This window comes from Acidobacteriota bacterium (genome assembly GCA_022562055.1).
In the GTDB taxonomy this organism is placed as follows: domain Bacteria; phylum Actinomycetota; class Acidimicrobiia; order Spongiisociales; family UBA5794; genus BMS3BBIN02.
In genome coordinates, this window is the sequence record JADFQA010000003.1 from 1 (window position 1) to 26,047 (window position 26,047).

Here is a 26,047-nt window from a genome sequence, read left to right on the forward strand (position 1 = left end):
GCGGCTGCCTGCTCATCAATTGACCACAATTTTCGAATGGCTGAACCGTGAATGTGATTCGCGGCCGATTCAAGCACGGCATCTTTCAGTGGGTTCAGCGGAGGGTTCGTTGCCAGACTAAGAGCCATCAACGCTTCGCCAGGGTTCTCTGTGCCTGGAACCGCCTCGAGGGCGGAGAGAACTTTGTACGTGTCCAGATACACTGGGATTTCGCTTTCGAAATCGATGAGCAGGTCGTGTTCGTTGCGGTCCTGGAACACGGTTGCTGACGAGAAGGCCAATCTTCCTCCGAGCATCCAGATGCATCGTTGTGCTACCCAGCCGCGCAAGATGTCGGTGAAGCGGAACGTGACGTTGCACGGCATGTAGAGAAACGGAAACGCTAGCTTTCTCCAGAACGTGTTTTGCGAGTTGAACGGGGCGAAAACTCCCTCGTCCATTACGATCGGTTCGCGATCCCCGAACTGCGGGTTCTCGTTCACGACGAGACGATAGATTGCGTCGACGTCTGGCTCTCCGTGCACGAGTTGCTGTTCAATCGCCACTGAAGTTTGCTGTTTTCGGCTAATTTCAAGCCGCTGACCACTTAAGACCAAATCGAGGGGGTAGCCTCGCGGCCACACAGGCGCATCAGAGAAGTGTTGATAGATATTCGCGATGCGAGGTCCTGTGACGGTCGCGTACGCCCCAGATTCAGGGCCGACCACGCCCCAGTTCGCCAAGGGTCGGTTGTCGTCGTCCGACTCAGCGATAACTTCTGGCCTCTCGGAAATCGCGTGCAGGTACCCGATGTTTTTGCGAGAATAGTGGTCGAAAGGAAGCGCGGACGCCATGTCGGGAAAGTAGCGATTTTGGGAGTCTAGGTCGAGGTATAGGACATCGTTCCTCGCTGCCCAGGAATTCGGTGTCTTTCTGTCGCCGACGATCACCGTGGACCACTCGTCGAGCGCCGCGAATGCGTCAACTGCGGGTGTCGCATCGTTGATCGTCGTGATCACGATCACCTTTTTTGCACCTGCGGTCATACTCGTACCTCCCGAGTGGATTTCGACGTGATGTGGTTCGACTGGGTCATCTTCGCACTGAGGTTGGTGGGAAGCGTTCGGCATCCGCCTCGACGGTCGTGATGTGGGCAAGCGCGCCTGTGGTCACAACTTTGTTTTTCTTCCAAACGGAATCCATGAGCCTGTCGCGCCAGACGTGTGTCGACAAGTTCCGTAGCGTAGCCGTCGCGTAGCCGCATCTACCGCCATGTCGCGACACAGGTGGTCCGGCGAGAACTACTGGGGTTTTCCGGCGGTATGAAGCCTCTCCGCCATGGTGAAATCTCGTTCTTCGTCGATGTCTACCGCCTCGTAGGGGTCCATTTCCCACACCATCGTGTTGGACGTAATGCGGGCATCTTCGTCGAAGAACGCGGTGCGCTCGAAGATGTACATGTTGGAGTTCTCGAGGTAGATCGGGTCGAGATCCTGGGTAGGCACCAACTCGTCGGGGTTGTGGTTGACGGCTAGCAGGTGCTTGTCATAGAGGCGTGCCTGGATGCGGGTCGCAGTGAACAGACTGGTGCAATTCTCGTTTTCGAGGTAGGCGGAGACTGCGGCGTCGATGGTTTTTGCCGAGAGCAGCGGGTTTGTGCAGTGGGTCTGGATGAGGTGGCCAATCTCGGGGTGGTCGATAAGGAAGTCTTTGATTATCCAGTTGACAGAAATGTCGTGGCCTAAGAGTTCTGGCTTGCGCATTTCTACTGTGACTGACGGGAATTTCGACGCCGATTCGGCGATGGACTCGCTGTCGGTGTTGATGTATATGTTTCCGACCAGGTTGGCCTCCTCGAGCGATTGCAGAATTGTGTGAAATAGCGGCTGGCCTCCGAAGCTCCGCATGTTTTTTCCCGGAACCCGCTGCGATTCACCTTTGAGCGGGATGAGAGCATCGATTGTTGTCACGCTGGGGAGCTTCGGTCTCGGAGGTTCTCGATTTTGCTCGCGACATCTTTGATGCGGTGTGCGAAAAACAGCATGTCAGACGCAAACGCTACGAACCGATACCCATCGTCTATGGCCTCTTGCAGCTTGGCCTCGTCCGGGTCTACGACGTGGATCCCCGCCAGAACATCGGGGCGCGCTACAACCTTGCGCACCCGATCGAGTGCCGCAATGACGCTTGGATGGTCGAACTGTCCGGGATATCCGAGCGACGCCGACAGGTCGTATGGGCCGATGAAAAACCCGTCAACGCCATCGACTGCAAGGATTTCGTCGAGGTTGTCGACCCCCTCGACATGTTCGACCTGCATGATGCACACCAAGTCGTGTTCTATCCTCTTGAGATATTCGGGGAAACCGAGGCCGTATTCCTGCGCTCTTGCAAGGCCGACACCCCGGGAGCCGATCGGTGGGTATGTGGCAGCACTGACAATCGCCTCCGCTTGGCTCGCCGTGTTCACCATGGGAGCAATGATCCCCGCAGCCCCGGCGTCGAGCACCTTTTTGATCTCCGACGGATCGTGGCCGCTAAGCCGCACCAGTGTGGGGCACCCGGCGAGATCAGCCACCCTGATGATCTTGCCGCACTGTTCGATGGAGATAGTTGTGTGTTCAAGATCGATGCACAGCCAATCGAACGGTCCCCGAGCGAGTATCTCAACGAGAGACTCATCTCCCAGTTGGATCCAGGATCCTATGGTCGGACGTTCCGCCCCGATGAGATGTTTCAGTCCTGCCATGGGCTCGCAATTCGGTCGCTGGAGAAGATTCACTTAGGCCACCGTAGGGTAGCCTAAAGGCCAATTCGGTCTCCGCATCTTGAAGGGCCTGGCTTATGGGACAGCGCGCAATCGCGATCACCACATCCAATTTTGACATGACCAACCCGCTCCTCGAAGAGCTTCGGAGTGAAGGGTGGGAGATTGTTCGCAGCGACTACGGTCGAAAGCTCGCCGAGCAGGAAGTGAGCGATTTGCTATCGCAGTCGGGCATCGTTGGGATGGTTGCTGGCGTGGAGCTGCTCACCGAGGCCGTGTTCGCTGCCAACCCGGGCTTGCGAGTGATCTCTCGATGCGGGACCGGGTACGACTCGGTTGATCGTGTTGCGGCGGAGAATCATGGGATCATTTGCGTCAACACGCCAAACGCGCCTGCGGCCGCGGTTGCTGAACTGACTCTTGGGCTGATGTTGAGCGTTCTTCGCCGAATCGCTGAAGCCGATCGCAACATGAGGTCGGGTGTCTGGCAGGGATTGATGGGCTCACTTCTCGCAAGGCGCACCGTGGGCATCGTCGGGCTCGGTAGAGTCGGCCGCCGAGTTGCGGATCTCGTGAGTGCGTTTGGTGCGTCCGTCAGGTATTACGACCCAGAGATCGCCACCCCTGAGTACGACCGGGTTTCTTCGGTGGAGGAATTGGCTTCTCAGGTGGACGTCCTCACCGTTCATGTACCGCTCGATGACACGACGCGGGACTTGGTGAGCGCGGCCGTCATCTCAGCTTTACCGGAGGGATCGATCATCGTGAACGCTGCACGTGGTGGTGTTGTCGACGAGGCGGCGGTGGCCAGGGCGTTGGAATCGGGGAGTCTTGGCGGTGCAGCTTTCGACGTATTCGATCAAGAACCGTACGACGGCCCATTGCGCGCCTTCGACAACGTTGTCCTCACTGCTCACATGGGGTCGTACGCCCGTGAGGCCCGTGAGCTGATGGAAAGCGAGGCGCTGCGAAACCTTCTCAACGTGTTGCGTGAACTCGACAACAGAGGCACTGCGTGAGTTCGCTTGTCGACGTTGTCGATCTTGTCATATTCGACTTCGACGGCACAATCTGCAATTCAGCAAATGTCAAGACCGATGCTTTCTACGACCTTTACCTGGAGGAGCAGGGACCAGAGTTTGCTACTCGGGTTCGCGAGTACCACCTCCACCATGCCGGCGTATCGCGATTCACCAAGATCGAGTACATCGAAGAACACATGCTCGGTCACCCGTGCACCGAGGAGCGGTTACACGAGGTCGCCGACCGGTTCGGCGCTATCGTCACCGACAGAGTTGTGTCGGCTCAACTGATTCCTGGTGTTGCGGACTTTTTCGGCCGCTATGTTGGAACCGTTCCGATGGTCGTGGCATCGGCGGCCCCCACTGAGGAATTGCGCTTCATCGTGGCTGCTCGCGGGATCGGTTCCTGGTTCGACGAAGTGCAGGGCAGCCCTACGTCGAAGCCCGAGATCATCGCGAGCTACCTGAAGAGTCGGAAGGTCACCGGCGAGCGGACGGTCATCGTGGGCGACCAATTCTCCGATCTGGAGGCTGCCTCGGCAAACACGGTGATGTTCGTCGGGTACAGACTGCCCGACGAGGAACGAATGTTTTCAGACGGCACAACGGTGGTCCGCCATTTCAAGGACGTCGAAGATGCCGTCGTTGCTGTTGCTGTCGGAGCATCGTGAGTGGATCGGGTTGACGTGTGCTGGCCGCGCCCCCGTGCTGGTTTACTCCCCGCCGGGGATCAAGGAGCGGCAGTCCAAGAAGTCTCGTAGTCTTTGAGGTCCCAGCCATGTTTTTCTGTGTGGGCACCTAGGTCGCGGCCGCTACGAATCGAGCTCGCGGACACGTCAGCAACGACGAGTGGCGGCTCCACTGTGAACACCTTTGATGGAAACGCCACATCGATCTCTCGTAACGCGCCCGCATCGAATGGCCAGTCGAATCGGTCGATCGCGGCGAGCGCCTGGGCAAAAACCGATGCGTCGAGCGCGATTGCGTAACTTCCGTTTGCCATGGCGCCCGGGTGCCGCAAGCGGGTCGAGTATGACGAAAGCTTTGCCCGGTCGACCTGGGCACTACCGAGATAGACCAGCTTCCAGTCGTCGGGCAACTCGGGCCACGTTTGCGTAAAGCGCCTCCCGAATTCTCGGTGCAACATTACGTCGTCATCGAAAATGAGAATTCGTTCGAGACCTTGCGTTCCGGCCTCGTGCAAAAGTGCCTGCATGGTCTTGAGGTATCCCCACGCTCCACGCGACTCAATCAGCTTGGTGCCGGTGTACCGCTCTGGAGGAAGGTCGGGTTTCGTTGCGCAGTACCGATCCCATTCTTCGTCGAACTCAGCCGCGGTACCGTCGACAGCGGGGAAGCGTGAGAACTCTATTCCATGCCGCTCGAGCATGGCGGCGACATGCCTCATCTTCTCTGCATCGCGATCGAGGTTCAACACAAAAACACTATCGAACTCGGTTTGGAGACTGTGACTCCCAGCAGGTGTTCCGTGCCGGCGTTGCTGCAGAGTCGGAGTTTCCGGAAGAAGACCTTCGATGCGGGCTACCTGACCAGGCAGATGGGACATGGGACCAAGAAGCAACTCCTGGCGGATGTCTTCGACGCGAGAGGCCAGTCTCGATGTGTTTGTCGCGAGCTTCTTTGAGCGTGTGCGAATCTGAGCAAGGTCTGTACGGAACGCACGTAGCAATGAAATGATTGTTATCCCCAGCAAATACAGAGACCCGAAGAGAAACGCAGCCGCAATCCATGCCGCGCGTTGCCAGGTGATGGCATTGGTCAGTGTGAGAGCGATGACGACTGCGCCAGCTGCGCCTGCGCCGATGGATGCTCCGAGAAGCAGTCGTGTGGGCATGGAGGCAGTGTACCTGCGGATAATCCGGGTGCGACAGCTCTTGGGAGATGGGAGCAGGCGTTGCTAAGGGCATAAACGTGTCAGCGTGTTTCGCCGACTTCATGCGGCGTTTTAGCAGAGGTGAGATAGCATGCTTGCTGGGTCTGCGCGGAATGCGTGGGGGTTGGCGAGTTGGGAGTGCACTATGACGTCGGGGGATGAACAGCGAAAGTACCAGCAAGCGGGTCTGCCCAGCGTTTTTGCGGACAAGCGTGTCGTTATTGGGGGAGGGGCATTGCTGGTGGCCGTGATTGGGTTCGGCGTGTTTATGGCAGGCCGAAGCGGTAGCGATGAGAGCGTACCGACATCGACGACCCTGGTTGAGAGTCAGACCACATCGAGCATTGTCGCCGGCGTGACACCCACGACCGTGTCCGAAACCAGTGGTGGCGGAGACGCTGAAACGCCTGTTGCTACGTCCGCACCGGTCAGCGTCAACCCGCTCACCGGTGAAGCTCTTGACTCCGCTAACACCGGACAAGTCATCGCGGTGAAGGTCGACAATGGGCCGGCAGCGCAAGGCCAGATCGGGCTTCGCCAGGCGGGGGTGATTTTCGAAGTCCCTGTTGAGGGTGGCCTGACCCGATTCACCGCTCTGTTCTTTGACGACGTACCCATCGGGGTTGGGCCTGCCCGATCCTTGCGTCCAGTGGATGCCGACCTGCTCGGACCTTTCAGTCCGATCGTCATCACGACAGGTGGCCGACCCTGGGTTGTGCGCGACGTCGAGGCGGCCGGTGTGACGATCTTGTCGGATGCTGAGTTCTTCGACCAGATCGTGCGGCAGGCACCGAGCAATCTGCTTGCGTTGGCAGCGAAGGCAGACGCGACGTCGGTGGGAGGACCTCCCGGAGTACAACCGTTCCGTTTTGGAGACAGTTTCGATGGCGACCCAGTCTCGGTCATCAACATCCCGCTCTCTGGCGGCATGGACGTATCGTGGGCTGTGGGCGGCAATGGATGGGTACGCACCCAGAACGACTCGGTGTTCCAGGTCGCGGACACGTTCGACGGTGACATCAGCGACTTCTCCGTCGACACGGTGATTGTCATGATGGTTGCCCAGCGCTTCGCAGGCTACGAAGACTCGGCTGGTGCGCCGGTGCCGACATTCGATGTCATCGGGTTCGGACGGGTCATGGTGTTCTCTGACGGACAAGTCATCGAGGGCGAATGGCGCAGGGCTGCACAAGAGGACGGATGGATTTTCGTTTCGGATGCGGGTGAGGAGATCCTGATACCGAAGGGTCGGCTGTTTGTCGAGATTGTGCCCCGGTTCGTGGACATCACCTTCGAATAGATTTCGGGTCCTGCCGGTGTCGCGATTCTTGCGCACATCTTGAACATCCGTTAAAGATTTTGGCCCAAAAAGCCGATAGCGTTTGCGTGATGTTGGCTTCTCTCGAGTTTCTACACCGTCGCGTATCTCTTGTTATGGCTTTGTTCGTCGTTGCCGCGTTACTTGGGATCGCGGTCCCACAGGCGCAAGCGGGGGACACTTCAGAGATGTACTTTCCCGTTGTGGGTAAGGTCGACTATTCAGACACGTATGGTGCATGTCGCGGCACCGGGTGCCCTCGGACCCACCTCGGTGTCGACATCATAGCCGCCAAGCTCACACCTGTCGTTGCCGTAGCCGACGGGGTTGTCGGATGGGTAAAAGACACAGTTGGTGGGAACTGCTGCTCGATGTCAATCTCCCACGACGATGGCTGGGAGACCTACTACATCCACCTGAACAACGACACACCAGGTACCGATGACGGCCAGGGTATCGGGATCGCCGCGGGCATCGCACCCGGTGTTCACGTGCGTGCGGGGCAACTCATTGGTTGGGTTGGTGATTCTGGCAACGCAGAGGCCACCGCGTCGCATGTTCACTTCGAGCTACACACACCCGACGGCACCGTGGTGAATCCGACACCGTATGTGGACGCCGCGCCTCGGCTGACTGCTCCGCTGCCCGCCGAACAGGAGGGCCAGTTTTGGGACGATGACACCTCGATACACCGCTTTGCGATCGATAAGATCGCCGCCCTTGGTATTACAAAGGGCTGCAACCCACCCGCCAACGATAGATTCTGTCCAGACAGGTCGATCACTCGCGGCGAGATGGCTGCTTTCTTGAACCGTGCTCTGAACCTGCCAATCCCTGTTGAAGACTACTTCGGTAACGACGCTGACACCCCGTTTGAGGCGGATATCAACGCAGTCATGGAGGCCGGGATCGGTTTCGGTTGTTCCGAAAGTGACTTCTGCTCGCAGGACCTGCTGCGCAGAGAAGAACTCGCCGAGCTATTCACACGGGCCTTTGGTTACACCAACGACGAAGGTCTCGATCTGTTTGTCGATGACGAAGCGTCGGTGTTTGAGGATTCGATCAACAGACTCGGCGTTGCCGGCATCACGCTTGGGTGCAACCCACCCGACAACACGGAGTTCTGCCCATATCGGGAGCTGAGCCGGGCCGAGATGGCGACATTCTTTGTGAGAGCGCTCGACCTGTAACGTCCGCTCGATGGCCCGCCGTCATCGGACACCAAGGTTCCCATAGAGCTGGATTAGTTTCTCCGACTCGATGCCCCAATGGTTCTGTCGCCTTGCCCTCTGCGATGCGTCCTTGTATCGATCAAGGTCTTTCAGGATCGTCCGAGCGGCCTGCGCCAGGGCCGCAGGATCGGCGGGGTCGCACACCACACCCGATTCGGTTGTGTTCACGACGCGACCAATCTCGGGGGAGTCTGAGCCGATAATTGCGATACCGGCCATCATGTATTCGAAAAGTTTGTTGGGGAGCGACGTGTAGTAGCTGTACGACGAATTGATGATGTTGCACAGACCGATATCCGCAGCGGCTGTCCAGTCGAGCAGTTCGTCGTTCGGTATCGGTCCGAAGAACTTCACTCGATCTTGTAACTTGCGGTCCCTCACCGACTTTTCGAGTGTGGTGCGGTGATAGCCGTAACCGATGATCACGAGGACACCGATGTCGAGCATCGCGATAGCGTCGATTGCTGGTTCGATGCCGCGGTTTTCCTGGATCGAGCCTTGATATAGCAAGATGGGCTGATCTGCTGGAATTTCAAGCTCACCGCGAAGATCTCGCGGGACGTGATCACGAAGAGGTGGCGTGTTGATAATGGCGATGCTGTCGTCGGGCACCCAGCCGGTCTTTTTCTTGATCTCCGCGATCCATGAGGGGCTGGCAACGATCATCGCATCAGCGTTGGGGAGCCACTTTTTCTCATTCCACACAGCCCATTTTCGCCACCAGTAACCCATCCGGCTGCGTTCGGTGTGGAGTTCGTGTGAGTCGTACACCAGCCTTGCACCAGGGGAGCGCTTCTTGCACGTTGCCCCCACATACAACGTATTGAGGTCGTGGCTGTGGAATACGTCGGCCTTGGACCCAAGGCCAATCTCGATCATCCGGCGGTTGATAGCATACGTTTTCAGGGCCCGACCCTGGCGGCCGAGCAAGAACTTCAGCGACCGAACTACAAACCGCGCGGTTCTGGCAATGAACCGTAGAACCGGCGTCGAGAGTCTCCCCCATAGTCGGGCGGTCGCCGTCGGTGTCACTTGCGAGACTGACGATCTTGGGCTCGGCGTGGGCAAATTGGCACCCGGCGTAGCTGTTGATTCGGGCAGCACCTGCGCCATAGATCGGATGCGGTCCTCGTCGACGTCGTCTCCGGTAAGCCGCGCGTTGCGTTCTTCAATGGTGCCCGCATATCGGCTTGCCAGCCGGTTGAGTGTCCCGACGCCGAAACTCACTCGTGACACTCGGCGCACCTCGATACCATCGGGCTGAACCTCGTGCTCGGCTGTCACGGTCGGCACATGAATTGCAACAACAAGAACGTCATGTCCGTCTGCGATCAGCGATAGCGCCTCATTCGTGACGCGCGCGTCGTACTCGAACGAGTTTTTTACGAACATGCAGATCTTCACGGGCGGTGTCCTCGATTGCAGAAGTGCAAGGCTACACGGCTCGCCCTGGATCGGTCGGTCCGGTCCGTCGCTCGGATGACGCCATCTGAAGGTAGCGCGGGCCGAAAGCTACTGTGGCGCCGACCTCGAGGAATCACCGCCCACAGCGCAGCGCAAAATGCCCGAGGGTCGTTGAATAGCGGCGGTGGCTAGGGCAAAATGGTCATTCCTCGCACATGTGGTCCCGTGAGACACTGGCCGCTACAACTATTTGCAAGGGGTTTGCACAATGGGGAAAATGCGTTCTGTGAGCGCGGCGATCGCACTCATTTCTACGGTGCTTGTTGCACCGGTATCGGCGATCGACACGGTTCTAGCGATCGGCCCGGGATCTGATGCTCCGGTCGCTGCGTCCAGCGACCTACCACCGGGTGGCACCTTCACCGACGATGACGAGAACATCCACGAAGGCGCGATCGAAGCGATCGCCGCAGTTGGTATCACCAAGGGCTGCAACCCGCCGGCAAACGACAGATTCTGCCCAGGGTCTTCGGTCAGCCGTGGCCAGATGGCGGCGTTCTTAGTTCGTGCGCTTGGCCTGACTGCCGTATCTGGAGATAACACGTTTACCGACGACAATGCTTCTGAGTTCGAGGCGGATATTGAAAAGTTGGCGTTTGCCGGTATCACCAAAGGTTGTAACCCTCCAACGAACGATAAATTCTGTCCCGATGCCGTCGTGACCCGTGGCCAGATGGCAGCGTTCTTGGTGCGTGCATACGGCTACACCGCCGGGGCGGGTTCGAACCGATTCGACGACAACAACAATTCCAACTTCGAACTGGATATCGATCGTCTCGCAGCCGCCGGTATCACGCTCGGTTGCAACCCTCCCGAAAACAGCGAGTACTGCCCCAACGACCCGGTTCGTCGAGACCAGATGGCCACATTTTTGACCCGAACCGAAGGACTCACGCCCAACGTGCCACCACCCGCACAGGCCCTTACCGCAGTCAACATCGGATTCGTTTCCGGAGCAGTGCTGCTACTCACAAACCCTGGGCAGGACGACCTATTTATTGTTAGCAAGTCTGGTCGTATCGAGATCATGCAGCCCGGCGGTGGACCGACCTCCGTGTTCCTCGATATCACAGCGAAGGTCAGCGACGGCGGAGAGAAGGGTCTATTGGGTATGGCCTTTCACCCTGACTACACGAGCAACGGCAAGTTCTACGTGTACTACTCGACGACCGGTACCCACCGAAGTCGAGTGTCCGAATTCACCGTGTCCGCAAATTCGCTTGTCGCCAACAACTCCGAAAAGGTCATTATCGATGTTGTGCAACCGGCCAGTAACCACAACGGCGGCATGATTCAGTTTGGACCCGACGGCTACCTGTACATTGGATACGGTGACGGTGGCGGAGGAGGGGATACCTACGCAAACGGTCAGAATATCGACTCGTTGCTCGGTGGAATGGTTCGCATCGATGTCGATGGTGGTGACCCGTATGCAATCCCCTCGGATAACCCCTATGTTGGAACTGCAGGCGCAGATGAGCTGTGGGCTATCGGGCTTCGCAACCCGTGGCGGTGGACGTTTGCGGGTGACAAACTCATCATTGCGGATGTTGGCCAGGAGACACGCGAGGAAATCAACATTGTCGATGCGGCGCAAGCAGGTGTAAACTATGGCTGGTGCCGTTACGAGGGTTCGCTGTCATTCTCGACTGCCGCAAAGTGCCTCGGCGGATCCAACTTCACGTTCCCGGCGCTTGAGTACAGCACAGAGAGCGAAGGGTGCGCCGTCGCAGGTGGTGTGGTTGGTACCAACCCCGACATTCCACGCATTAACGGTCGCTACTTTTACGGTGACGCGTGTCAGGGATGGGTAAAGAGCTTTCAGATTTCTGGAAACTCGGCCATCAACCAAAAGGATTGGACCACCGAACTCGGACTCAGCGGTGGCGGGACGTGGGGCTTTGGCACCGACAACGACGGCAACGTGTACATCCTGCGTGGCGGTTCGATTCTGATGATTCAAGTCGCCACACCGTGACGTTCCTAGGCCATCGAGTACCGCTTTCGCGATTCGCAGCGGCCATGGCTGCCGCCGCGCTCGTTTCGTCGGTTCTCAGTGGTCAAGCATTCGCTGACGTTGCGACAATCGAGTCGGCAAGCGAGGGTGTTGGGGGGCCCACGTTCGTTGAGTCCTGGGGCTGTGGTGAACCGGCGACGACCAACCCCAAAGCAACAAAGACCGGATGGCTTTCCGACTCAGAGTTGTTGCGCGGACCGCGTGCAGACTTTTTCGGACGAACGGTGGGCCAGATACGGGATGTTTTGGTGCCGTGGGAAATCCCGATGAGCGGCGGTACGACGCGCCTGGTCCACGTTCGTGCGCTTCCGGCGTTTCAGCAGGTCACCGCAAACCTCGCTGCTGAGCAGGCGAAGGGGAACTGGTATGCCGTGCGCGGCTGGCATTCGTACGGGTTTACGCCTCGGACCATTGCAGGCCGGACCCGCATCTCGTTTCATACTTTTGGAAACGCTATGGATATCAATTCCACGACGAACCCCTACCGCGCCGACGGAGTTCTGGTCACCGACATGCCAACGTGGTTCGTGCAAGCCTGGCAGGACGCCGGGTTTTGTTGGGGTGGCGACTGGCAGAGCGTGAAAGACCCGATGCACTTCTCCTGGATGGGCCCGGCGTTCACGCCGGGCTACAACCAGGAACTCCTCTCGTACCCTCCTCTCACCGCACAGGCGGATTTCACGACAAGAGCTCAAACGACTTCGACAGAGTTCGGAGTTGTTGGCGCGGACCATCGGACGATTGCGGATGGGAACGGCAACGGCGTTCGCGACATCTATAACGTTCGCGATGGCAACGGGGGTGTCATTGTTGAGTACTCACGCTCCGACAAAGCCAACGAGTGGTGTGCTGTGTCGCGACTCTTTGCCCCCGACGTGTCGGTTGCCGGGCGTGAGGTCGTGCTCGGCGACTTCTACGGCAAGGGTCGTAACGATTTGTGGTTTCTCGACGATTCAGGTGCGACGCTAGAAGTTGAGATCGTGGATCGAGCGGCAGGTTACGAAGAGTCGGTCGTTCTCCAAACCGCAATCCCGGTCGGGTCGGACGACACGTATCTCGCCGGCGACTACAACCGTGATGGCCGGATGGACCTATTTGTCATCCGGTCGGTCGGGTCCGTCACCCGAGTAGAGGTGTGGAGCGGAGCAACCCTGTTCCTCATCCCGCTGAAAGACACCGACACCGGCCTCGGTGACACGCAGGGGTGGAGTTTTTCGCTCGACGATCGCGATCTTGACCGTAGGCCAGACCTGGTTGCGGCTCACAAGGTCGGTAACGCCCTCCAGTTACTCATCCTGACGTATGCGAACGGATATGTTGGGACGCCCGAGAACATAGTGATTGCGAGCGACCTCGTTATCGCCGACCTTGCGTTTGGAGACTACGACGGTGACGGGCGCGGCGATGCCTGGATCTACGGGGTCGATGGAACTCTCGAGGTGTACCTTGGGAACACGCAACTCGACGGAACCAACTACACCTCATGGTTTCTCGACCCCGGGTTCACATGTGACGCGGACGCCTTGCCCTACAACTTCGAGGGCACTTTTCGCGACGACGATGACTCGATTCACGTTGCTTCGATTGAATATGTCGCCGCCGCCGGAATCACCGTTGGCTGCAACCCACCCTACGGAGACGAGTTCTGCCCAACCAGCAATGTAACCCGCGGCGCAATGGCCGCCTTTCTCGTAAGAGCCCTCAACCTGCCCGCGACGAGCGAGGACTTCTTCACAGACGATAACGAATCGATCTTTCAGGATGATATCAACCGTATCGCCGCTGCCGGCATCACCCTAGGGTGCAACCCGCCAACAAACGACAACTTCTGCCCTAATGCCCCGGTGACCCGTGGTCAGATGGCAGCGTTCCTGGTTCGCGCGTTCGCCTTGCATGATCCAGGCGTCGGCAACTTCTTTAACGACGATGACGGATCTGTGTTCGAGGGTTCGATCGACCGCCTCCGCGTGGCTGGGATCACCAGCGGATGTAATCCTCCCGCCAACGACCGTTTCTGCCCGGGACGAAATATTCCACGCGAAGAAATGGCTGCTTTCCTCCACCGGGCGCTCACGTCGGGGTAACCTCAGCCCCATTACGAGCTACTCGGCACCGTGTTACTCAAGCGGAGAGCTAGCATCGACGATGATGTCCTTGATGAAGAACAAAGGCACCGCACGCATGCGTCTTGGCCGCCTCTTGACGGCGCTATCAATCGCAGGCGTTCTGATTGTCCCCAGCAGCGCACTCGCAAGCGAAGACCTCGAGACCGTGACGTTCAACGGCGCCGGCTGGGGTCACGGCGTTGGCTTGAGCCAGTACGGTGCGTTGGGTGCGGCGCAAGATGGGTGGTCGTACGATCAGATCACGGCGTACTTTTACAGCGGTTCTGCTGTTGGAGTCCTCGGTGAAAACGGACTCCCCGGACCCCAAAACCTGTGGGTAAACCTTGAGAAGGACAAGTCGTCGATTGAGCTTATCGCTCGCAGCACCGGGTTCGGCACTGATGTCGACGTTGTGGTGACACGCGAGTCTGATCAGTGGATCCTGTCGAAGGATCAGCGTATTGCGTTGGACTACGCCGACGGTGCCTGCGACCTGGTTATCAGGGACACCGACGGCACGGTTATCGATGACGCTGGTACCGGATCGTGCGTTGTCGACATCGACTGGGATGGCTTCGTAGCAGCCCCGACGCGCAAGATTGCGATTGTCGACTGTTACAACACGGATTGGAACACTGTCCCAAGCATGTCGCGCGAATGTCAGTACGGTCGTGGCCAACTCCACCTTCGTTCGGGTCCCGGTGGCATGGACCTATCGTTGGAAATCGATATAAACGACTACATACGGGGCATCTCGGAGATGCCCTACTTCTGGGGACTCACAAACATGTACCCCAAGACAGACGGCGGTATTGAGGCGCTCAAAGCTCAGGCGGTCGCGGCAAGGTCCTACGCATTCGAGTTGATGTTGTTCCGCGAGGCGAACGACGGGCCACCCGGCAATAACGCCTGCGGTGCCTGGTGTCATGTACGAGACTCGACTATCGACCAGCGCTACGTCGGCTGGGGGCACGTAGGTTTTGGCATCACGGAATGGCTGGTAGCGGTTGATTCCACGAAGAGCGTCGTGATTACGCACCCCGACGCACCGACGCAGACGATCGTGCGCGGCTACTATTCGTCATCATCTGGTGGGGCGACTGAGAATATTGACGAAGTCTGGTCATCGTGGAGCGCCCGGCCGTATTACCAGTCTGTTGACTCGTCATGGGACGTTGACGATGCTGCCAACCCGCACTCCTCCTGGGAACGAGAGTTCACGGGCAACTACGTCGCTGGCAAGGTGGGACTCGACACGGTGACCGCCGTTGTAGTCACCGCGGTGAATTCCTCGGGAAGCGCCAACACGGTTGTCTTCACCGGGGTCAAGAATGGTGGGGCGATTACCGTCACAAAAACGTCATCTTCAGTGAAGTCGTTGTTCGGGCTGCGGTCGATCTACTTCAGGGCCAACGAGCCGTACGCGGGTGCTGCGCCCGCGCCGACCTTCACCGACACCGCCGGCTCCGTGCATGAGGCAAACATCGAATGGATTGCGGCGCAGGGGATCACCTTCGGATGCAACCCGCCAGACAACACGAACTTCTGTCCCGGCGAATCAGTGACTCGCGGCCAGATGGCGGCTTTTCTCAACAGGGCCCTCGATCTCCCACCCGCCACTACCGACCACTTCAACGATGACAACACCAGCATTTTCGAATCCGACATCAATGCGCTCGCTAAGGCCGGGATCACGATGGGGTGTGGGGAATCGAGCTTCTGCCCGCAAGACACGGTGACTCGCGGCCAGATGGCGGCCTTCCTCGCTAGGGCGTTCAATCTGCAAACAGCCTCGACCGACTACTTCAACGACGACGACACCAGCATCTTCGAGACGGACATCAACCGCATTCGACTCGTCGGGATCACCGTTGGATGCAACCCGCCGACGAACAACCAATTCTGCCCCGACGATCCGGTGACGCGGGCACAGTTGGCCACGTTCCTCCACCGTGCTATCGACGGATAGCGGTATGATTCCCTTCTTTGGAAGGGAACCGGTTGCCCATGCACCCACGAGCTCAATTCTTTGCATCACAACAGTGGACCGGTGCTGTCATTGGCATGGGATACGTCGGGCTGCCGCTTGCGGTCACAATGACAAAGCGGGGTCTTTCCGCGATCGGTTTCGACGTCTCCGAGAGCCACGTGGCGGCGTTAAGCGCCGGCCATTCGCCGATCGAGGACATCACCGACGAGGAGCTGCAGCACGCCCTCGACAACGGTCTGACTATCACCACTGATCCCGACGCTCTCAAGAACGCGGAAGCGATATTCATTGCGGTACCGAGTCCGCTGGGACGCAATCGTGAACCAGACCTCTCATACATCAAGTCTGCCGCCGAGACTGTTCGCCAGGTTGTCCAACCGGGCATGTTGATTGCGCTCGAGTCGACAACGTATCCGGGCACCACAGAAGACATCCTGGTGCCCGCCGCAACGGATGGGGGGTTGGTCCTTGACCAGGACGTGTTTGTGGCTTTTTCCCCTGAGCGCGTATCGCCCGGAGACGACCTCAAAACTGGCGACATACCGAAAGTCGTCGGTGGTGTGTCCGCCACGTCGGGCGAGGTGGCGGCGGCCGCATACGAACGTGTCGTGAGGACCGTGCATGTGGTGTCTTCTGCCCGCACCGCTGAGATGGCGAAGCTGTTGGAAAACACCTACCGGGCCGTGAATATCGGACTCATAAACGAGATGGCCCAACTTGCCCACGCCCTAGACATCGACATCTGGGAGACGATCGACGCGGCCGCGACCAAGCCGTTCGGGTTTCAAGCCTTTTACCCCGGGCCGGGCGTCGGGGGTCATTGCATCCCGCTCGATCCGCAGTTCCTTGCGTGGCGGGCGCGGGAGGCCAAGTTCGCGACACGGTTCATCGATCTCGCCGAGCAGGTCAACGTCGGCATGCCGAGTTATGCCGCTGACCGCGCCGCGGCGGTGTTGAATGGCCGACGCCTTCCCGTGTTTGGCACCAAGATTCTCGGAGTCGGAATTGCCTACAAACCAGACATTGCGGACGATCGCGAGTCGGCGTCGATAGAGGTCCTGCGCGAACTCGAACGGCGCGGCGCACTTATTTCCGTTCTCGACCCTGTCGTCGGCGAGGCCAGAATCGAGAGCCATGGGTTCACTCATGTCGATCAAGACGCAGACCTGACCGAGTTCTCGCTTGCGGTCATTCTTACGGACCACACGGTTCTTGACTTCAAAGCAATTGCTAGTCAGGTCGGCGCTGTTTTGGATACTCGTGGCGTGTATCGCAGTCTCGGCCCCATTCCAGATAACGTCGAGGTGTTGTGACCGGGCGGCGCCGCATTCTTGTGGTGTCGTCGGTGCATCCACCCGACGACCCCAGAATCCGCTGGAAGTTGATCGAAACCCTGCGCAAAGGGTTCGACGTCACGTATGTCAGCCAGGGATTGCCATCGCAGCCCATGGGTTTCGAAGTGGATGTGTTAGCCGGTGGAAGAGTTCGACGATCTCTGACCGCAATGTGGCGGCTCATCCGGGGGCGATTTGACGTTGCGGTCATCCACGACCCCGAGTTGCTGCCTGGCGCAATTCTGGCTCGACTATTCCGCCGCACGATTGTGTTTGACATGCATGAGAATGTTGTTGCTCAGATCCGCGACAAGCGATCAATCCCGCGCTTCGCACGACCGGCCGTTGCGCTCGTTGTTGGGTTAACCCTTGCATTGGCGGAACGTGTGATGCCGTTCACGCTTGCCGAGGATGGATACCACGCCGCGCTGGCAAAACCCCACCGAGTGTTCGCCAACTACCTTCCTGCGATCTCGCTCGAACCCAAATCGACTACCCCCCAGTCGGGTGTTGTGTATCTGGGTGACGTGACCGAAGCCCGCGGCGCAATGGTCTTGGTCGAAGCCATGGCGGGCACGATGCTGACCTTGCATCTGATCGGACGATGCCGCGACGACTTCGCCAACCGACTGCAAGAAAAGGCAGACCTGATCGGTGTTGACCTTGTGTTGCACGGATTTGAGCCGCACGCAGATGCTTTGGCGTCGATCGGGCATCATCACCTCGGCGTGAGTCCGTTGCTTGATCTCCCCAATTACCACAACTCCCTGCCGACGAAGCTTCTCGAGTACGCCGCCGTGGGACTGCCGATCGTGGCGTCAGACCTGCCTGGGAGTCGAAACGTCGCTGTCGACCTGACGGGTGTCGAACTCGTTCCCCCAGGTGACGTGGTTGAACTTCGGGCCGCGATCGTGCGGGTTGCGGGCGACGAGAGCCTCCGGTCAGCGGTCGCAGCCGATGTTGAACGGGTGCGTTCTAGCTATCGGTGGCCTGCCGAGGACGTAGTTGACTTCTATACGTCAGTGGGCCGCTGACGTCGGCCAACGAGAAACCCCGCACCCCACGCGAAGTGCATTGTGGCGGCGGCCGCGGCGAATCCAATCGCCGCTTTGTCTCGGGTCTTGAACAGCCACAGCGCCGTGGTGCCGTACAGCACGATTTCGTACACCGCACTCACAGCAAAGAATGGGACACGGCTTCCTGCCAAAAAGAGTGCCCCTGTGACGAGGAACGCCAATATCAAAAGGGGAGGAGCGAGCTGGCGAAGACGTAGCGGCGCCATGCCGCTGATGACGACGTGCCGCTTCCATGCGCCGTACTGCCAATACTGGACTGCCAGCGCCCGCAGCGACGTCCGGGGTCGGTAGAGGACAGAGAGTGACGGGTCGAACCACACCGTGTGTCCGGCCTTTCGCAACCGTGCGTTGAGTTCGTAATCTTGATTCCGGATCAATGTCTCATTAAATCGGCCGACGTCGTCGAGCTTTTGACGGTCGAAAACCCCGAGATACACAGTGTCGACCTCTCCCTCCGGCCCACCGTAACGAAACGCCGCGTCACCAATCCCAACCTGTGACGTCATTGCATACGCAATCGCGCGTTGCACGGTCGCCACGCCCTCGGCGCGTTGGATGCCGCCAACGTTGGCGGCACCCGTCCGGTGCAGCGTCGCCACCGCCGTGCTCACGTATCCGGGAGGAAGTTCGGCCTGGGCGTCGCAGCGCACGATGACATCGCCCGTGGTCGCCTCTATTGCCCTGTTTAGGCCCGCGGGTGTTGTACCACTGGGGTTTTCGACTACCTGGATGCGATGATCCTGTGCCGCCCGTGTCGCTATGACCGATCGGGTGTCGTCGGTGGAGTTCCCGTCCGCGATTACGATTTCGATGATGTTGTCATAGTCCTGAGACGTGATGGCATCGAGCGCGGCACCGAGGTACTTGCCGCCGTTGCGGACCGGGATGATCACGCTCACGGTGGGTTTGTGGGCTGCTTCGGTGTTCACCTAAGCCACACCTTGCTGTTCTGGCGTCCAATCGTGCCGGATACGGCACGATTGGACGCCAGAACAGGAGAGGCGGGCGGCGCGACTTGTCATGGCGGCTAGCTGACCGTCCAGGTCCCACCACTTGCCAGGAGGGCAGACAGCTCGCCAGGGCCCTTTTGCTCGCGGGCGGCGGCGAGTTGGGATGCGACTTCCTTGTCGTACTGCGGCCGCGTCACATTCCTGAAGATCCCGACCGGCGTTGGTCCGGTCGGGCCGTGGCTGAGACGGCTGATCGCAAATGCAATGGCCGGGTCTGATCGTGTTTCGTCGTGGACGTGGATTGCATCCAAACCAACCTCGGCAACCTTGACGATCTTGGCGCCGTCGTCGGTGATGACCACTCCGTTTTCGTCATTCTCTCCGAACACGATCGGTTTGCCATGTTTGAGATATATGCGGTTGGCGACCTTGTCATCCTTGGCGGTCAGCTTGATGAAAGCCTTGTCATTGAAGACGTTGCAGTTTTGATAGATCTCAATGAATGCAGCGCCCTGGTGATCGTGGGCTGCCTTGAGGAGGTCGGCGGTCATGTTCCGGTCCATGTCGATACCCCGTGCCACAAACGACGCTTCCGCGCCAAGAGCGAGACTGACAGGGTTGAACGGGTGGTCAATCGACCCCATGGGACTGGTCTTGGTGCGTTTTCCGACTTCTGAGGTCGGCGAATACTGGCCCTTCGTGAGGCCGTAGATCTGGTTGTTGAACAACAAGATCTTGAGGTTCACGTTGCGGCGTAGTGTGTGGATTAAATGGTTGCCGCCGATGGACAGCGCGTCACCGTCTCCAGTGATCACCCACACATGAAGATCGGGGTTCGCCGTTGCAATCCCCGAGGCAAACGCGGGGGCGCGGCCGTGGATCGTGTGCATGCCGTAGGTGTTCATGTAGTACGGAAACCGTGACGAACACCCAATCCCCGCAACAAACACGTGTTTGTCCTTGTCGATGTTGTCGAGTCCCGCGAGGAAGTTCTGGACGGAGGCAAGGATGGTGTAGTCCCCGCAGCCGGGGCACCACTTCACTTCCTGGTCGCTTTGGAAGTCAGCGCGTTTGTATCTGGTGGCAGTGTCGCTCATGATTTGCCCCCTTCGATTGTATCGATGATGCGTTTGCAGATCTCAGCTGCTTTGAACGGCAAACCCTGGATCTTGGAATACGACTCGATAGGCACCAAGTACTCGGCCTGGAGCAGCCGGTTGAGTTGGCCCCGGTTGAGTTCAGGAACGATGACGTGTTTGTATGAACGCAACACGCTTCCCAGATTTGCGGGGAAAGGGAACAGATGCCGCAGGTGGGCCGCCGCCACGCTGGTGTATCCCGCCTGATGCGCCCTGTGCATGCCTGCTCGGATCGATCCGTACGTTCCGCCCCATCCAAGCACCAAGACGTCACCGCTTTGGGGACCCTCAACGTTCAATGGCTCGATGTCGTTGGCGATACGGGCGATTTTCTCTTCGCGAAGTTTCGTCATGAACTCGTGGTTCGACGGCGTGTAGTTCACGTTGCCGGTAACGGCTTGCTTTTCGAGACCACCAAGACGATGTTCGAGACCCGGCGTCCCCGGGATGGCCCACGGTCGGGACAAGTGCTCGTCGCGAAGATAAGGCAGGAACTCGCCGTTCTCACCGTTTGGCTCAGTCGCGAAGGTAACCGGCATCTCCGGCAGGTCGGCGATGTCAGGGAGGAGCCACGGCTCGGACGAGTTCGCGACGAAACCGTCGGACAGAAGCATCACCGGCGTCATGTATTTCAGGGCAATGCGACATGCTTCGATCGCCGTAGAGAATGCGTCACCTGGGCTTCTCGCTGCCACAACCGGCAGTGGTGCCTCGCCATGCCGGCCGTGGATTGCCATCATCAGGTCGGCTTGCTCGGTCTTTGTCGGCAGACCGGTTGAGGGTCCGGCACGCTGGACATTGACGACTACGAGCGGCAGTTCCATCATCAATGCAAGCGAAATGGTCTCATTCTTGAGCGCCACACCGGGGCCGCTTGTGCCCGTCGCGGCAAGGTGTCCGGCGAATGATGCGCCTACGGCGATACCAACGGCGGCGATTTCGTCTTCCGCCTGGAACGTTTTTACACCGAAGTTCTTGTGCCGGGCCAGTTCCTCCAAGATTCCCGATGCGGGTGTAATGGGGTATGAGCCGTAGAAGAGCGGTAGCTTGGCGAGATGAGCTGCCGCAATCAGGCCCCACGCCAGCGCCTTGTTTCCTGTGATGTTGGTGTACGTACCGGCCGGCATTTTTGCCGGAAGCACCTCGTACTTGTAGTGGACTGCGTCGGTCGTGTTGCCGTAGTTGTACCCCGCCTTGAGGGCCATGGTGTTCGCTCGGCCGACTGGTTCGTCGGCGCCGAATTTCCCATCGATCCAATCGGTGATCGGCTCGAGGGTGCGGCTGAACATCCACGAGATGAGGCCAAGCGCAAAGAAATTCTTTGATCGCAGAGCCGCCCTCCCACTCACACCGCTGTCGGCGACTGCGAGCTTGGTCAGTTCTTCCATCGGTACCGAGAGGACTCGATACTGTTCGAGGCTGCCGTCCGTTCGAGGATCTACGTCGTACCCGCATTTTGCGAAGTTCCGTTGAATGAACGCGTCCGAGTTGAGGATGATGAGGCCACCCTCGGTTACGTCGTCGATGTTCGCCATCAGCGCTGCAGGGTTCATCGTTACGAGGACGTCAGGGCCGTCGCCCGGGGTGAGAATGTCGAAATCCGCAATGTGAATCTGGAAGGATGAAACGCCTGCAACGGTTCCGGCCGGCGCCCTGATTTCGGCGGGAAAGCTGGGAAATGTCGCGAGGTCGTTTCCAAACAACGCAGATGCGTCGGTAAAACGCGTTCCTGCGAGTTGCATTCCATCGCCGGAGTCGCCTGCAAACCGGATAACGATCCGGTCCCGATGCTCGACGGCCGGGTCGGCCAGTAGCGTGTCGTGTGTCACCGTACTCTGCTCCTTGATATGCCGCTGGGTCTCCGCAGCAGTTCATCGTGTATGTCGGCAAGTGGACGCGAAAAAGACAGGGCTTTTGCGAAGGTGCAAGCCCCGTCTCGGTTCCGTCTATTCCGAATTTCGTGGTTCATGTTGGCCTGCGATAGCCGCAGATGCCTGCGTCCTCGAAACGCTGTGCGATTGCTAACAACCGCCGTTCGTTCCAGTGTGATCCGATGAGCTGGATTGCTCCCGGAGGGGAGGATACGACAACTTTCGTCGGCAGTGTAAACGCGGGGAGGCTCACATGGTTAACCAACGCGGTGAAACGCGAAATGGGAGTCACATAGCGCACTGTTTCGCCGCTGCTCAAGGCGATTTCGTCGACTCCGATCTCCTTTCTCATCAGACCGCTTGTGGGTGTCAGGAGTGCGTCGACTCCACTCAGCGCCTTGGCAAAGCTGTTCCGCAAATCACGCCGCCAGGCTAGGGAGTTGAGGTACTCGGAGCCGTCCACCGTCAGTGTTTCGAGCATTCGTGATCGTACTGTCGATCCGTAGGTCTCCGGTTCCGTTTCAAGCTGGGTGCGGTGTAATACTGCGACTTCCCAGTACACCGACACCGTTGCAAGGTCTGACGTTCCAATCGACGGAGCGTCGAGATCTACCAGGGTCACGCCAGCGCGTTGGAGAGCCGCACAGGCGGCGTGCCACGCGTCAACGACGTCATCGGTAACGTGATCGTCGTCTACCCACGGGCGCGGGATTCCCAGAGTGATGCGGTCGATCGGCGGAGGCGTTGTGGGTCCCTCAACGGTGCGTTGTGCAGACCAGTGGTCTGAGCTGTCGTGCCCCGCAATGACCGTGTACACGGCTTCGATGTCCGCAACGGTTCGTGCAAACGGCCCGACGGTATCGAGCGACGATGCGAGCGGATAAACGCCGCTGATCGGTATGCGCCCGTGTGTGACCTTCAACCCGTAGACACCGCACAGCGCTGCCGGTACGCGCACTGATCCCCCCGTGTCGGTTCCCAGAGCTACGGAGCACACTCCGGCGGCGACCGCGGCAGCGCTGCCGCCGGATGAGCCGCCAGTGGAAAGCGACGTGTCCCAGGGGTTCCGCACAGGCCCGAAGTGATCGTTCTCAGAGTCAAAGCCAAACGCAAACTCGTGCAGATTGGTGCGCCCGATGGGGGTGGCTCCGGCCGTCACCATCCGGGATACGCAGGGTGCGTCGGCCGTTGGTACCGGCGGGGTGAAGGCGCTGCCTCTGGTGTTCGGCAGGCCCGCCTCGTCGATGAGGTCTTTGACTGCAAACGTCACTCCGGCAAGGGACCCCGAAATCGTTTGCCGTTCGGCGATGTGCACTGAGCGGTAGCGGTCGATGCTCGTGAATGCGTTCAGTGTGGGCTGACTCGCCTCGGCACGATCGAGTGCCGGCTCAACGAGTTCCTGGACGGACCGCTCTCCCGACCCGACGATGCTGGAGCTTTCAGTGACGGTCGGTGCGAAGGAGTTCATCTCGGCTCAGGCTGTCATGTCAGGAGTAGGACAGTGTCCGGTTGTCGGGGAAAACCGATATCCACGGTATCCCTGGCGGTATCTCGATACCGTTTCCGAGGCTGTCAACGAGGTGGAACGGCTTTTCGATCGAGTCTCGCACCCAGGTGCCTTCGATGGCCCCGCCGTCGAAAAAGACGACGGCGCGGTTTGTTCCGACGGTATCCAGGGCGGGCACGGAGGATCCGGACTGGCCCTTGCTCGGTGATGCGGTGTACCGCCTTGCGAACAGGACGATGAGGATGTCTGCACCGATTTGAGTCTCGTCGGCTTCCTTCGAAATCTCATTCGCTTCGACCGTCCCGTTAAACCTGAGGTACCTCTCGCCATCCCACTCCCAACGAACCTCGGGAAAGTCTGACCAGTCGAGGATGATTTCGTCAGCGGTGTCTGCTGTCTCGGTCGGACTGTCCGAGAATGTGAACATCGGCGTCGGCGCTTTGTCCGGCAATTGGCGTCGGTCGGCTTCGGCGCGCATTGTCTGCGTGTCTCCGTAGAGATTGTGCGGTGCAGACCGGGATGGGATGCGGAAGGTCGCGACACCCTCCCCGAGCAGTTTCACGCCAGCACTTACGAACTTGCTCTGCACCCAGCTCTGGGCACCGGAGATTTGCATCGGCCCGCCGAGCGGACTCACGAGGGTCGGATCGGTCGGCCGACCTGAGCGAATCGGGCCGATGTAGTCCGTGTCCGAACTGTGGAACAACGCAATGAATCTGGTGAGACCCCCTTCAACGGGCAGTTCGTACACAGCGTCCGCCTGGTTAAGACTCGACTGTGGGCGTGCTTTCGGGTGGTTGTCGATCTTGACTGCGATGACGCGCCGAGTTGCGAGCGTCTCGTCTTCGATGCCGAGTCCGTTGAGCGGCGATGGTGACCCGACGGGAGCGAGAGTGGTGCTTGTCGTCGCTGTCGTTGTCGGCGCAAGCGTTGTCGTTGACTGCGGCTGAATGGATGTCAACGTTGGCAAGGTTGTTGTCGTGGCCGTACCGCTGCAAGCGGCTGCGAGCAGAGCGAAGGCCGTCAAGGTTACTGGGAGACGTATGCGGTTCACGGCGAGCGAGTGTACCCCTGTTAAAGCGTTACGTCACACCCAGGGCGCGCGGATACACTGCGCTGCATGACCGACGTCGTCGCCTTTGTGCAAAGTGAGCTTCGCGCCGTGGCCGATACTGAAAAGGCTGCCGCCATGGCTGCATACATGAAGACCGACATGGCGTTCTACGGAGTACAGAAACCGGGCAGAACAAAGATCATGTCTCGCGTGAAGGCGGAGTTTCCGCCCGGCAGCGAATCATTTGGACATTGTGAAGCCGCAACAATCAGCGTGCGTCGCCGGTGTCAGAACCGGCGCCGGTGTCGAAGCGGCCAATACACCGCAACGACTTTCCACAGCGTTGCGGAGGCATCGATCGGGCCGAAGGTTCGCGAGTCGTCCAGTGTGCGGGATCTCGCATCGCTCAACACAAAGATGTCGTCCGGTCCGAGATGCCACGTCCCGTCGGGATGGGTTGGTCCGTCAGCCCATGGTTCGGCGACGACACCGCCATCCACATGTACCTGGCCCGCGCTGACTTCGAGGGTTTCCCCAGGCAGCCCAACCACGCGCTTGACGATCTCCATGGTCGAGTTCGTTGGATGCCGGACGACGATGACGTCACCTCGCCCTGGTCGACGCGTCAGACGTGTCGTGAGCAGGTAGTCCTCGGGGAACAAGGTCGGGAGCATCGACTCGTCGGCAACCACATACCTTCGCATCCGACCTTTGAGCAGGCCAAACCCAAGTGCAGCAACCGCGATAAAACCGGCAACGTTCCTTCGAGTTCTCATCACCATCCCGATACCTCAGTCGGACATTCTAGAAGAAACTGTCCCCGTCGAGACATCTCCATTGCCGGTGTATGGTTTTGTTATCCAATCGATCCCCTCTGGAGGTATATCATGGGATTGTTCCGGCCCACCCGGACAGCACATGCACACTGCGACCTTTTCTGCGGTGTCTACGACCCCGCACAGGCGATGATCGAGGCTAAGTCGGTACTCAAGTGCGCCGAGAAGTATCAGGCGTCGGACGATGAGGTTTTCCGAGCGCGCTGCGTGTCCATCAAGGAGGAACGTGCCGAACTGGTGAAACACCATCTGTCTGTCTTGTGGACAGACTTCTTCAAGCCGCACCACGTTGAGCAGAATCCAGGTCTCCACGACCTCTTCTGGCGTGCTCTCAAGAAGGCGTCGGATGCAAAAAAGTCTGTGGACCCTGAGGTGGGCCGCGAACTCATAACATTGATCGAGGAGATCGCTGTTGTGTTCTGGGCGACCGAGGAGTCAAAGGCGACGGGCGTGTACCCGCCTTCGTAACAACGCCAATGAATCGATGGGAGG

At 59.0% G+C, this 26,047-nt stretch carries 21 protein-coding genes and 1 pseudogene; 11 read left to right on the forward strand and 11 right to left on the reverse strand.

What is annotated here, in order from left to right:
- The 3 genes from IIC71_01270 to IIC71_01280 all read right to left on the reverse strand — a co-directional run.
- Window positions 1–1,025, reverse strand: a 1,025-nt coding sequence (locus IIC71_01270; GenBank protein MCH7667824.1) for a hypothetical protein, incomplete at its 3' end; no start/stop codon positions are given.
- A gap of 255 nt (window positions 1,026–1,280) precedes the next feature.
- Entirely contained in the window at window positions 1,281–1,949 is a 669-nt protein-coding gene (locus tag IIC71_01275) for an acylneuraminate cytidylyltransferase family protein (GenBank protein ID MCH7667825.1), read from the reverse strand.
- Entirely contained in the window at window positions 1,946–2,728 is a 783-nt protein-coding gene (locus tag IIC71_01280; GenBank protein MCH7667826.1) for a 2,4-dihydroxyhept-2-ene-1,7-dioic acid aldolase, read from the reverse strand. Before IIC71_01280 ends, IIC71_01275 begins: the two co-directional genes overlap by 4 nt.
- A gap of 95 nt (window positions 2,729–2,823) precedes the next feature.
- Between IIC71_01280 and IIC71_01285 the strand changes: the two genes are divergently transcribed.
- Window positions 2,824–3,765: a phosphoglycerate dehydrogenase gene (locus tag IIC71_01285; protein MCH7667827.1), complete on the forward strand. Its 942-nt coding sequence runs from the start codon at window positions 2,824–2,826 to the stop codon at window positions 3,763–3,765.
- A complete protein-coding gene (locus IIC71_01290) occupies window positions 3,762–4,439 on the forward strand; it encodes an HAD family hydrolase (GenBank protein ID MCH7667828.1) in 678 nt (225 codons plus the stop codon). Before IIC71_01285 ends, IIC71_01290 begins: the two co-directional genes overlap by 4 nt.
- Before the next feature lie 59 nt (window positions 4,440–4,498).
- On the opposite strand, the gene IIC71_01295 is transcribed toward IIC71_01290, so the two are convergent.
- Window positions 4,499–5,623, reverse strand: coding sequence for a glycosyltransferase family 25 protein (locus IIC71_01295; GenBank protein ID MCH7667829.1), 1,125 nt, complete (start codon window positions 5,621–5,623; stop codon window positions 4,499–4,501).
- A 184-nt stretch (window positions 5,624–5,807) separates the two neighbouring features.
- Here IIC71_01295 and IIC71_01300 point away from each other — a divergent pair, with 184 nt between their 5' ends.
- Together IIC71_01300 and IIC71_01305 are read left to right on the forward strand one after the other, a co-directional pair.
- Complete coding sequence (locus IIC71_01300) at window positions 5,808–6,962, forward strand: DUF3048 domain-containing protein (GenBank protein MCH7667830.1); 1,155 nt, start codon at window positions 5,808–5,810, stop codon at window positions 6,960–6,962.
- A gap of 89 nt (window positions 6,963–7,051) precedes the next feature.
- A complete protein-coding gene (locus IIC71_01305) occupies window positions 7,052–8,170 on the forward strand; it encodes a M23 family metallopeptidase (GenBank protein MCH7667831.1) in 1,119 nt (372 codons plus the stop codon).
- A 21-nt stretch (window positions 8,171–8,191) separates the two neighbouring features.
- Here the strand turns inward: IIC71_01305 and IIC71_01310 are convergent, their stop codons facing one another.
- Entirely contained in the window at window positions 8,192–9,616 is a 1,425-nt protein-coding gene (locus tag IIC71_01310; protein MCH7667832.1) for a glycosyltransferase family 4 protein, read from the reverse strand.
- A gap of 277 nt (window positions 9,617–9,893) precedes the next feature.
- Between IIC71_01310 and IIC71_01315 the strand changes: the two genes are divergently transcribed.
- From IIC71_01315 to IIC71_01335, 5 genes are all read left to right on the forward strand, one after another.
- On the forward strand, window positions 9,894–11,654 hold the full coding sequence (locus IIC71_01315; protein MCH7667833.1) for a PQQ-dependent sugar dehydrogenase: 1,761 nt from the start codon (window positions 9,894–9,896) through the stop codon (window positions 11,652–11,654).
- Window positions 11,655–11,698: 44 nt separating this feature from the next.
- Window positions 11,699–13,777, forward strand: a complete 2,079-nt coding sequence (locus IIC71_01320) for a M15 family metallopeptidase (protein ID MCH7667834.1) — start codon at window positions 11,699–11,701, stop codon at window positions 13,775–13,777.
- 73 nt (window positions 13,778–13,850) lie between these two features.
- Window positions 13,851–15,767, forward strand: coding sequence for an S-layer homology domain-containing protein (locus IIC71_01325; protein MCH7667835.1), 1,917 nt, complete (start codon window positions 13,851–13,853; stop codon window positions 15,765–15,767).
- A gap of 38 nt (window positions 15,768–15,805) precedes the next feature.
- Complete coding sequence (locus tag IIC71_01330) at window positions 15,806–17,101, forward strand: nucleotide sugar dehydrogenase (protein ID MCH7667836.1); 1,296 nt, start codon at window positions 15,806–15,808, stop codon at window positions 17,099–17,101.
- Window positions 17,102–17,133: 32 nt separating this feature from the next.
- A complete protein-coding gene (locus IIC71_01335) occupies window positions 17,134–18,156 on the forward strand; it encodes a glycosyltransferase (protein MCH7667837.1) in 1,023 nt (340 codons plus the stop codon).
- Here IIC71_01335 and IIC71_01340 read toward each other — a convergent pair.
- The 5 genes from IIC71_01340 to IIC71_01360 all read right to left on the reverse strand — a co-directional run bounded on the left by IIC71_01340 (window position 18,135) and on the right by IIC71_01360 (window position 24,719).
- Complete coding sequence (locus IIC71_01340; GenBank protein MCH7667838.1) at window positions 18,135–19,127, reverse strand: glycosyltransferase family 2 protein; 993 nt, start codon at window positions 19,125–19,127, stop codon at window positions 18,135–18,137. The genes IIC71_01335 and IIC71_01340 overlap by 22 nt on opposite strands.
- 98 nt (window positions 19,128–19,225) lie before the next feature.
- Window positions 19,226–20,245: a 2-oxoacid:ferredoxin oxidoreductase subunit beta gene (locus tag IIC71_01345; GenBank protein ID MCH7667839.1), complete on the reverse strand. Its 1,020-nt coding sequence runs from the start codon at window positions 20,243–20,245 to the stop codon at window positions 19,226–19,228.
- On the reverse strand, window positions 20,242–22,029 hold the full coding sequence (locus IIC71_01350) for a 2-oxoacid:acceptor oxidoreductase subunit alpha (protein ID MCH7667840.1): 1,788 nt from the start codon (window positions 22,027–22,029) through the stop codon (window positions 20,242–20,244). Before IIC71_01350 ends, IIC71_01345 begins: the two co-directional genes overlap by 4 nt.
- 223 nt (window positions 22,030–22,252) lie before the next feature.
- Window positions 22,253–23,626 (reverse strand): amidase, encoded by a 1,374-nt coding sequence (locus IIC71_01355; GenBank protein MCH7667841.1) that lies wholly within the window; start codon window positions 23,624–23,626, stop codon window positions 22,253–22,255.
- Window positions 23,627–23,645: 19 nt separating this feature from the next.
- On the reverse strand, window positions 23,646–24,719 hold the full coding sequence (locus IIC71_01360; protein ID MCH7667842.1) for a DUF3048 domain-containing protein: 1,074 nt from the start codon (window positions 24,717–24,719) through the stop codon (window positions 23,646–23,648).
- A 66-nt stretch (window positions 24,720–24,785) separates the two neighbouring features.
- On the opposite strand from IIC71_01360, the pseudogene IIC71_01365 reads away from it, so the two are divergent.
- Window positions 24,786–24,947 (forward strand): annotated as a pseudogene (locus IIC71_01365) (DNA alkylation repair protein).
- Between the two features lie 59 nt (window positions 24,948–25,006).
- On the opposite strand, the gene lepB reads toward IIC71_01365, so the two are convergent.
- Window positions 25,007–25,495 (reverse strand): signal peptidase I, encoded by a 489-nt coding sequence (lepB, locus tag IIC71_01370; protein MCH7667843.1) that lies wholly within the window; start codon window positions 25,493–25,495, stop codon window positions 25,007–25,009.
- A gap of 111 nt (window positions 25,496–25,606) precedes the next feature.
- On the opposite strand from lepB, the gene sodN reads away from it, so the two are divergent.
- Entirely contained in the window at window positions 25,607–26,023 is a 417-nt protein-coding gene (sodN, locus tag IIC71_01375; GenBank protein MCH7667844.1) for a superoxide dismutase, Ni, read from the forward strand.
- Window positions 26,024–26,047 lie beyond the last annotated feature (24 nt).

Excerpts from the sequence above, each read along its gene's own strand:
- IIC71_01280 (MCH7667826.1), bottom strand. The coding sequence starts at position 2,728 with ATGGCAGGACTGAAACATCTCATCGGGGCGGAACGTCCGACCATAGGA.
- IIC71_01285 (MCH7667827.1), top strand. The coding sequence starts at position 2,824 with ATGGGACAGCGCGCAATCGCGATCACCACATCCAATTTTGACATGACC.
- IIC71_01295 (MCH7667829.1), bottom strand. The coding sequence starts at position 5,623 with ATGCCCACACGACTGCTTCTCGGAGCATCCATCGGCGCAGGCGCAGCT.
- IIC71_01300 (MCH7667830.1), top strand. The coding sequence starts at position 5,808 with ATGACGTCGGGGGATGAACAGCGAAAGTACCAGCAAGCGGGTCTGCCC.
- IIC71_01305 (MCH7667831.1), top strand. The coding sequence starts at position 7,052 with ATGTTGGCTTCTCTCGAGTTTCTACACCGTCGCGTATCTCTTGTTATG.
- IIC71_01315 (MCH7667833.1), top strand. The coding sequence starts at position 9,894 with ATGCGTTCTGTGAGCGCGGCGATCGCACTCATTTCTACGGTGCTTGTT.
- IIC71_01320 (MCH7667834.1), top strand. The coding sequence starts at position 11,699 with ATGGCTGCCGCCGCGCTCGTTTCGTCGGTTCTCAGTGGTCAAGCATTC.
- IIC71_01325 (MCH7667835.1), top strand. The coding sequence starts at position 13,851 with ATGAAGAACAAAGGCACCGCACGCATGCGTCTTGGCCGCCTCTTGACG.
- IIC71_01330 (MCH7667836.1), top strand. The coding sequence starts at position 15,806 with ATGCACCCACGAGCTCAATTCTTTGCATCACAACAGTGGACCGGTGCT.
- IIC71_01345 (MCH7667839.1), bottom strand. The coding sequence starts at position 20,245 with ATGAGCGACACTGCCACCAGATACAAACGCGCTGACTTCCAAAGCGAC.
- IIC71_01350 (MCH7667840.1), bottom strand. The coding sequence starts at position 22,029 with ATGCAACTCGCAGGAACGCGTTTTACCGACGCATCTGCGTTGTTTGGA.
- IIC71_01355 (MCH7667841.1), bottom strand. The coding sequence starts at position 23,626 with ATGAACTCCTTCGCACCGACCGTCACTGAAAGCTCCAGCATCGTCGGG.
- lepB (MCH7667843.1), bottom strand. The coding sequence starts at position 25,495 with ATGAGAACTCGAAGGAACGTTGCCGGTTTTATCGCGGTTGCTGCACTT.
- sodN (MCH7667844.1), top strand. The coding sequence starts at position 25,607 with ATGGGATTGTTCCGGCCCACCCGGACAGCACATGCACACTGCGACCTT.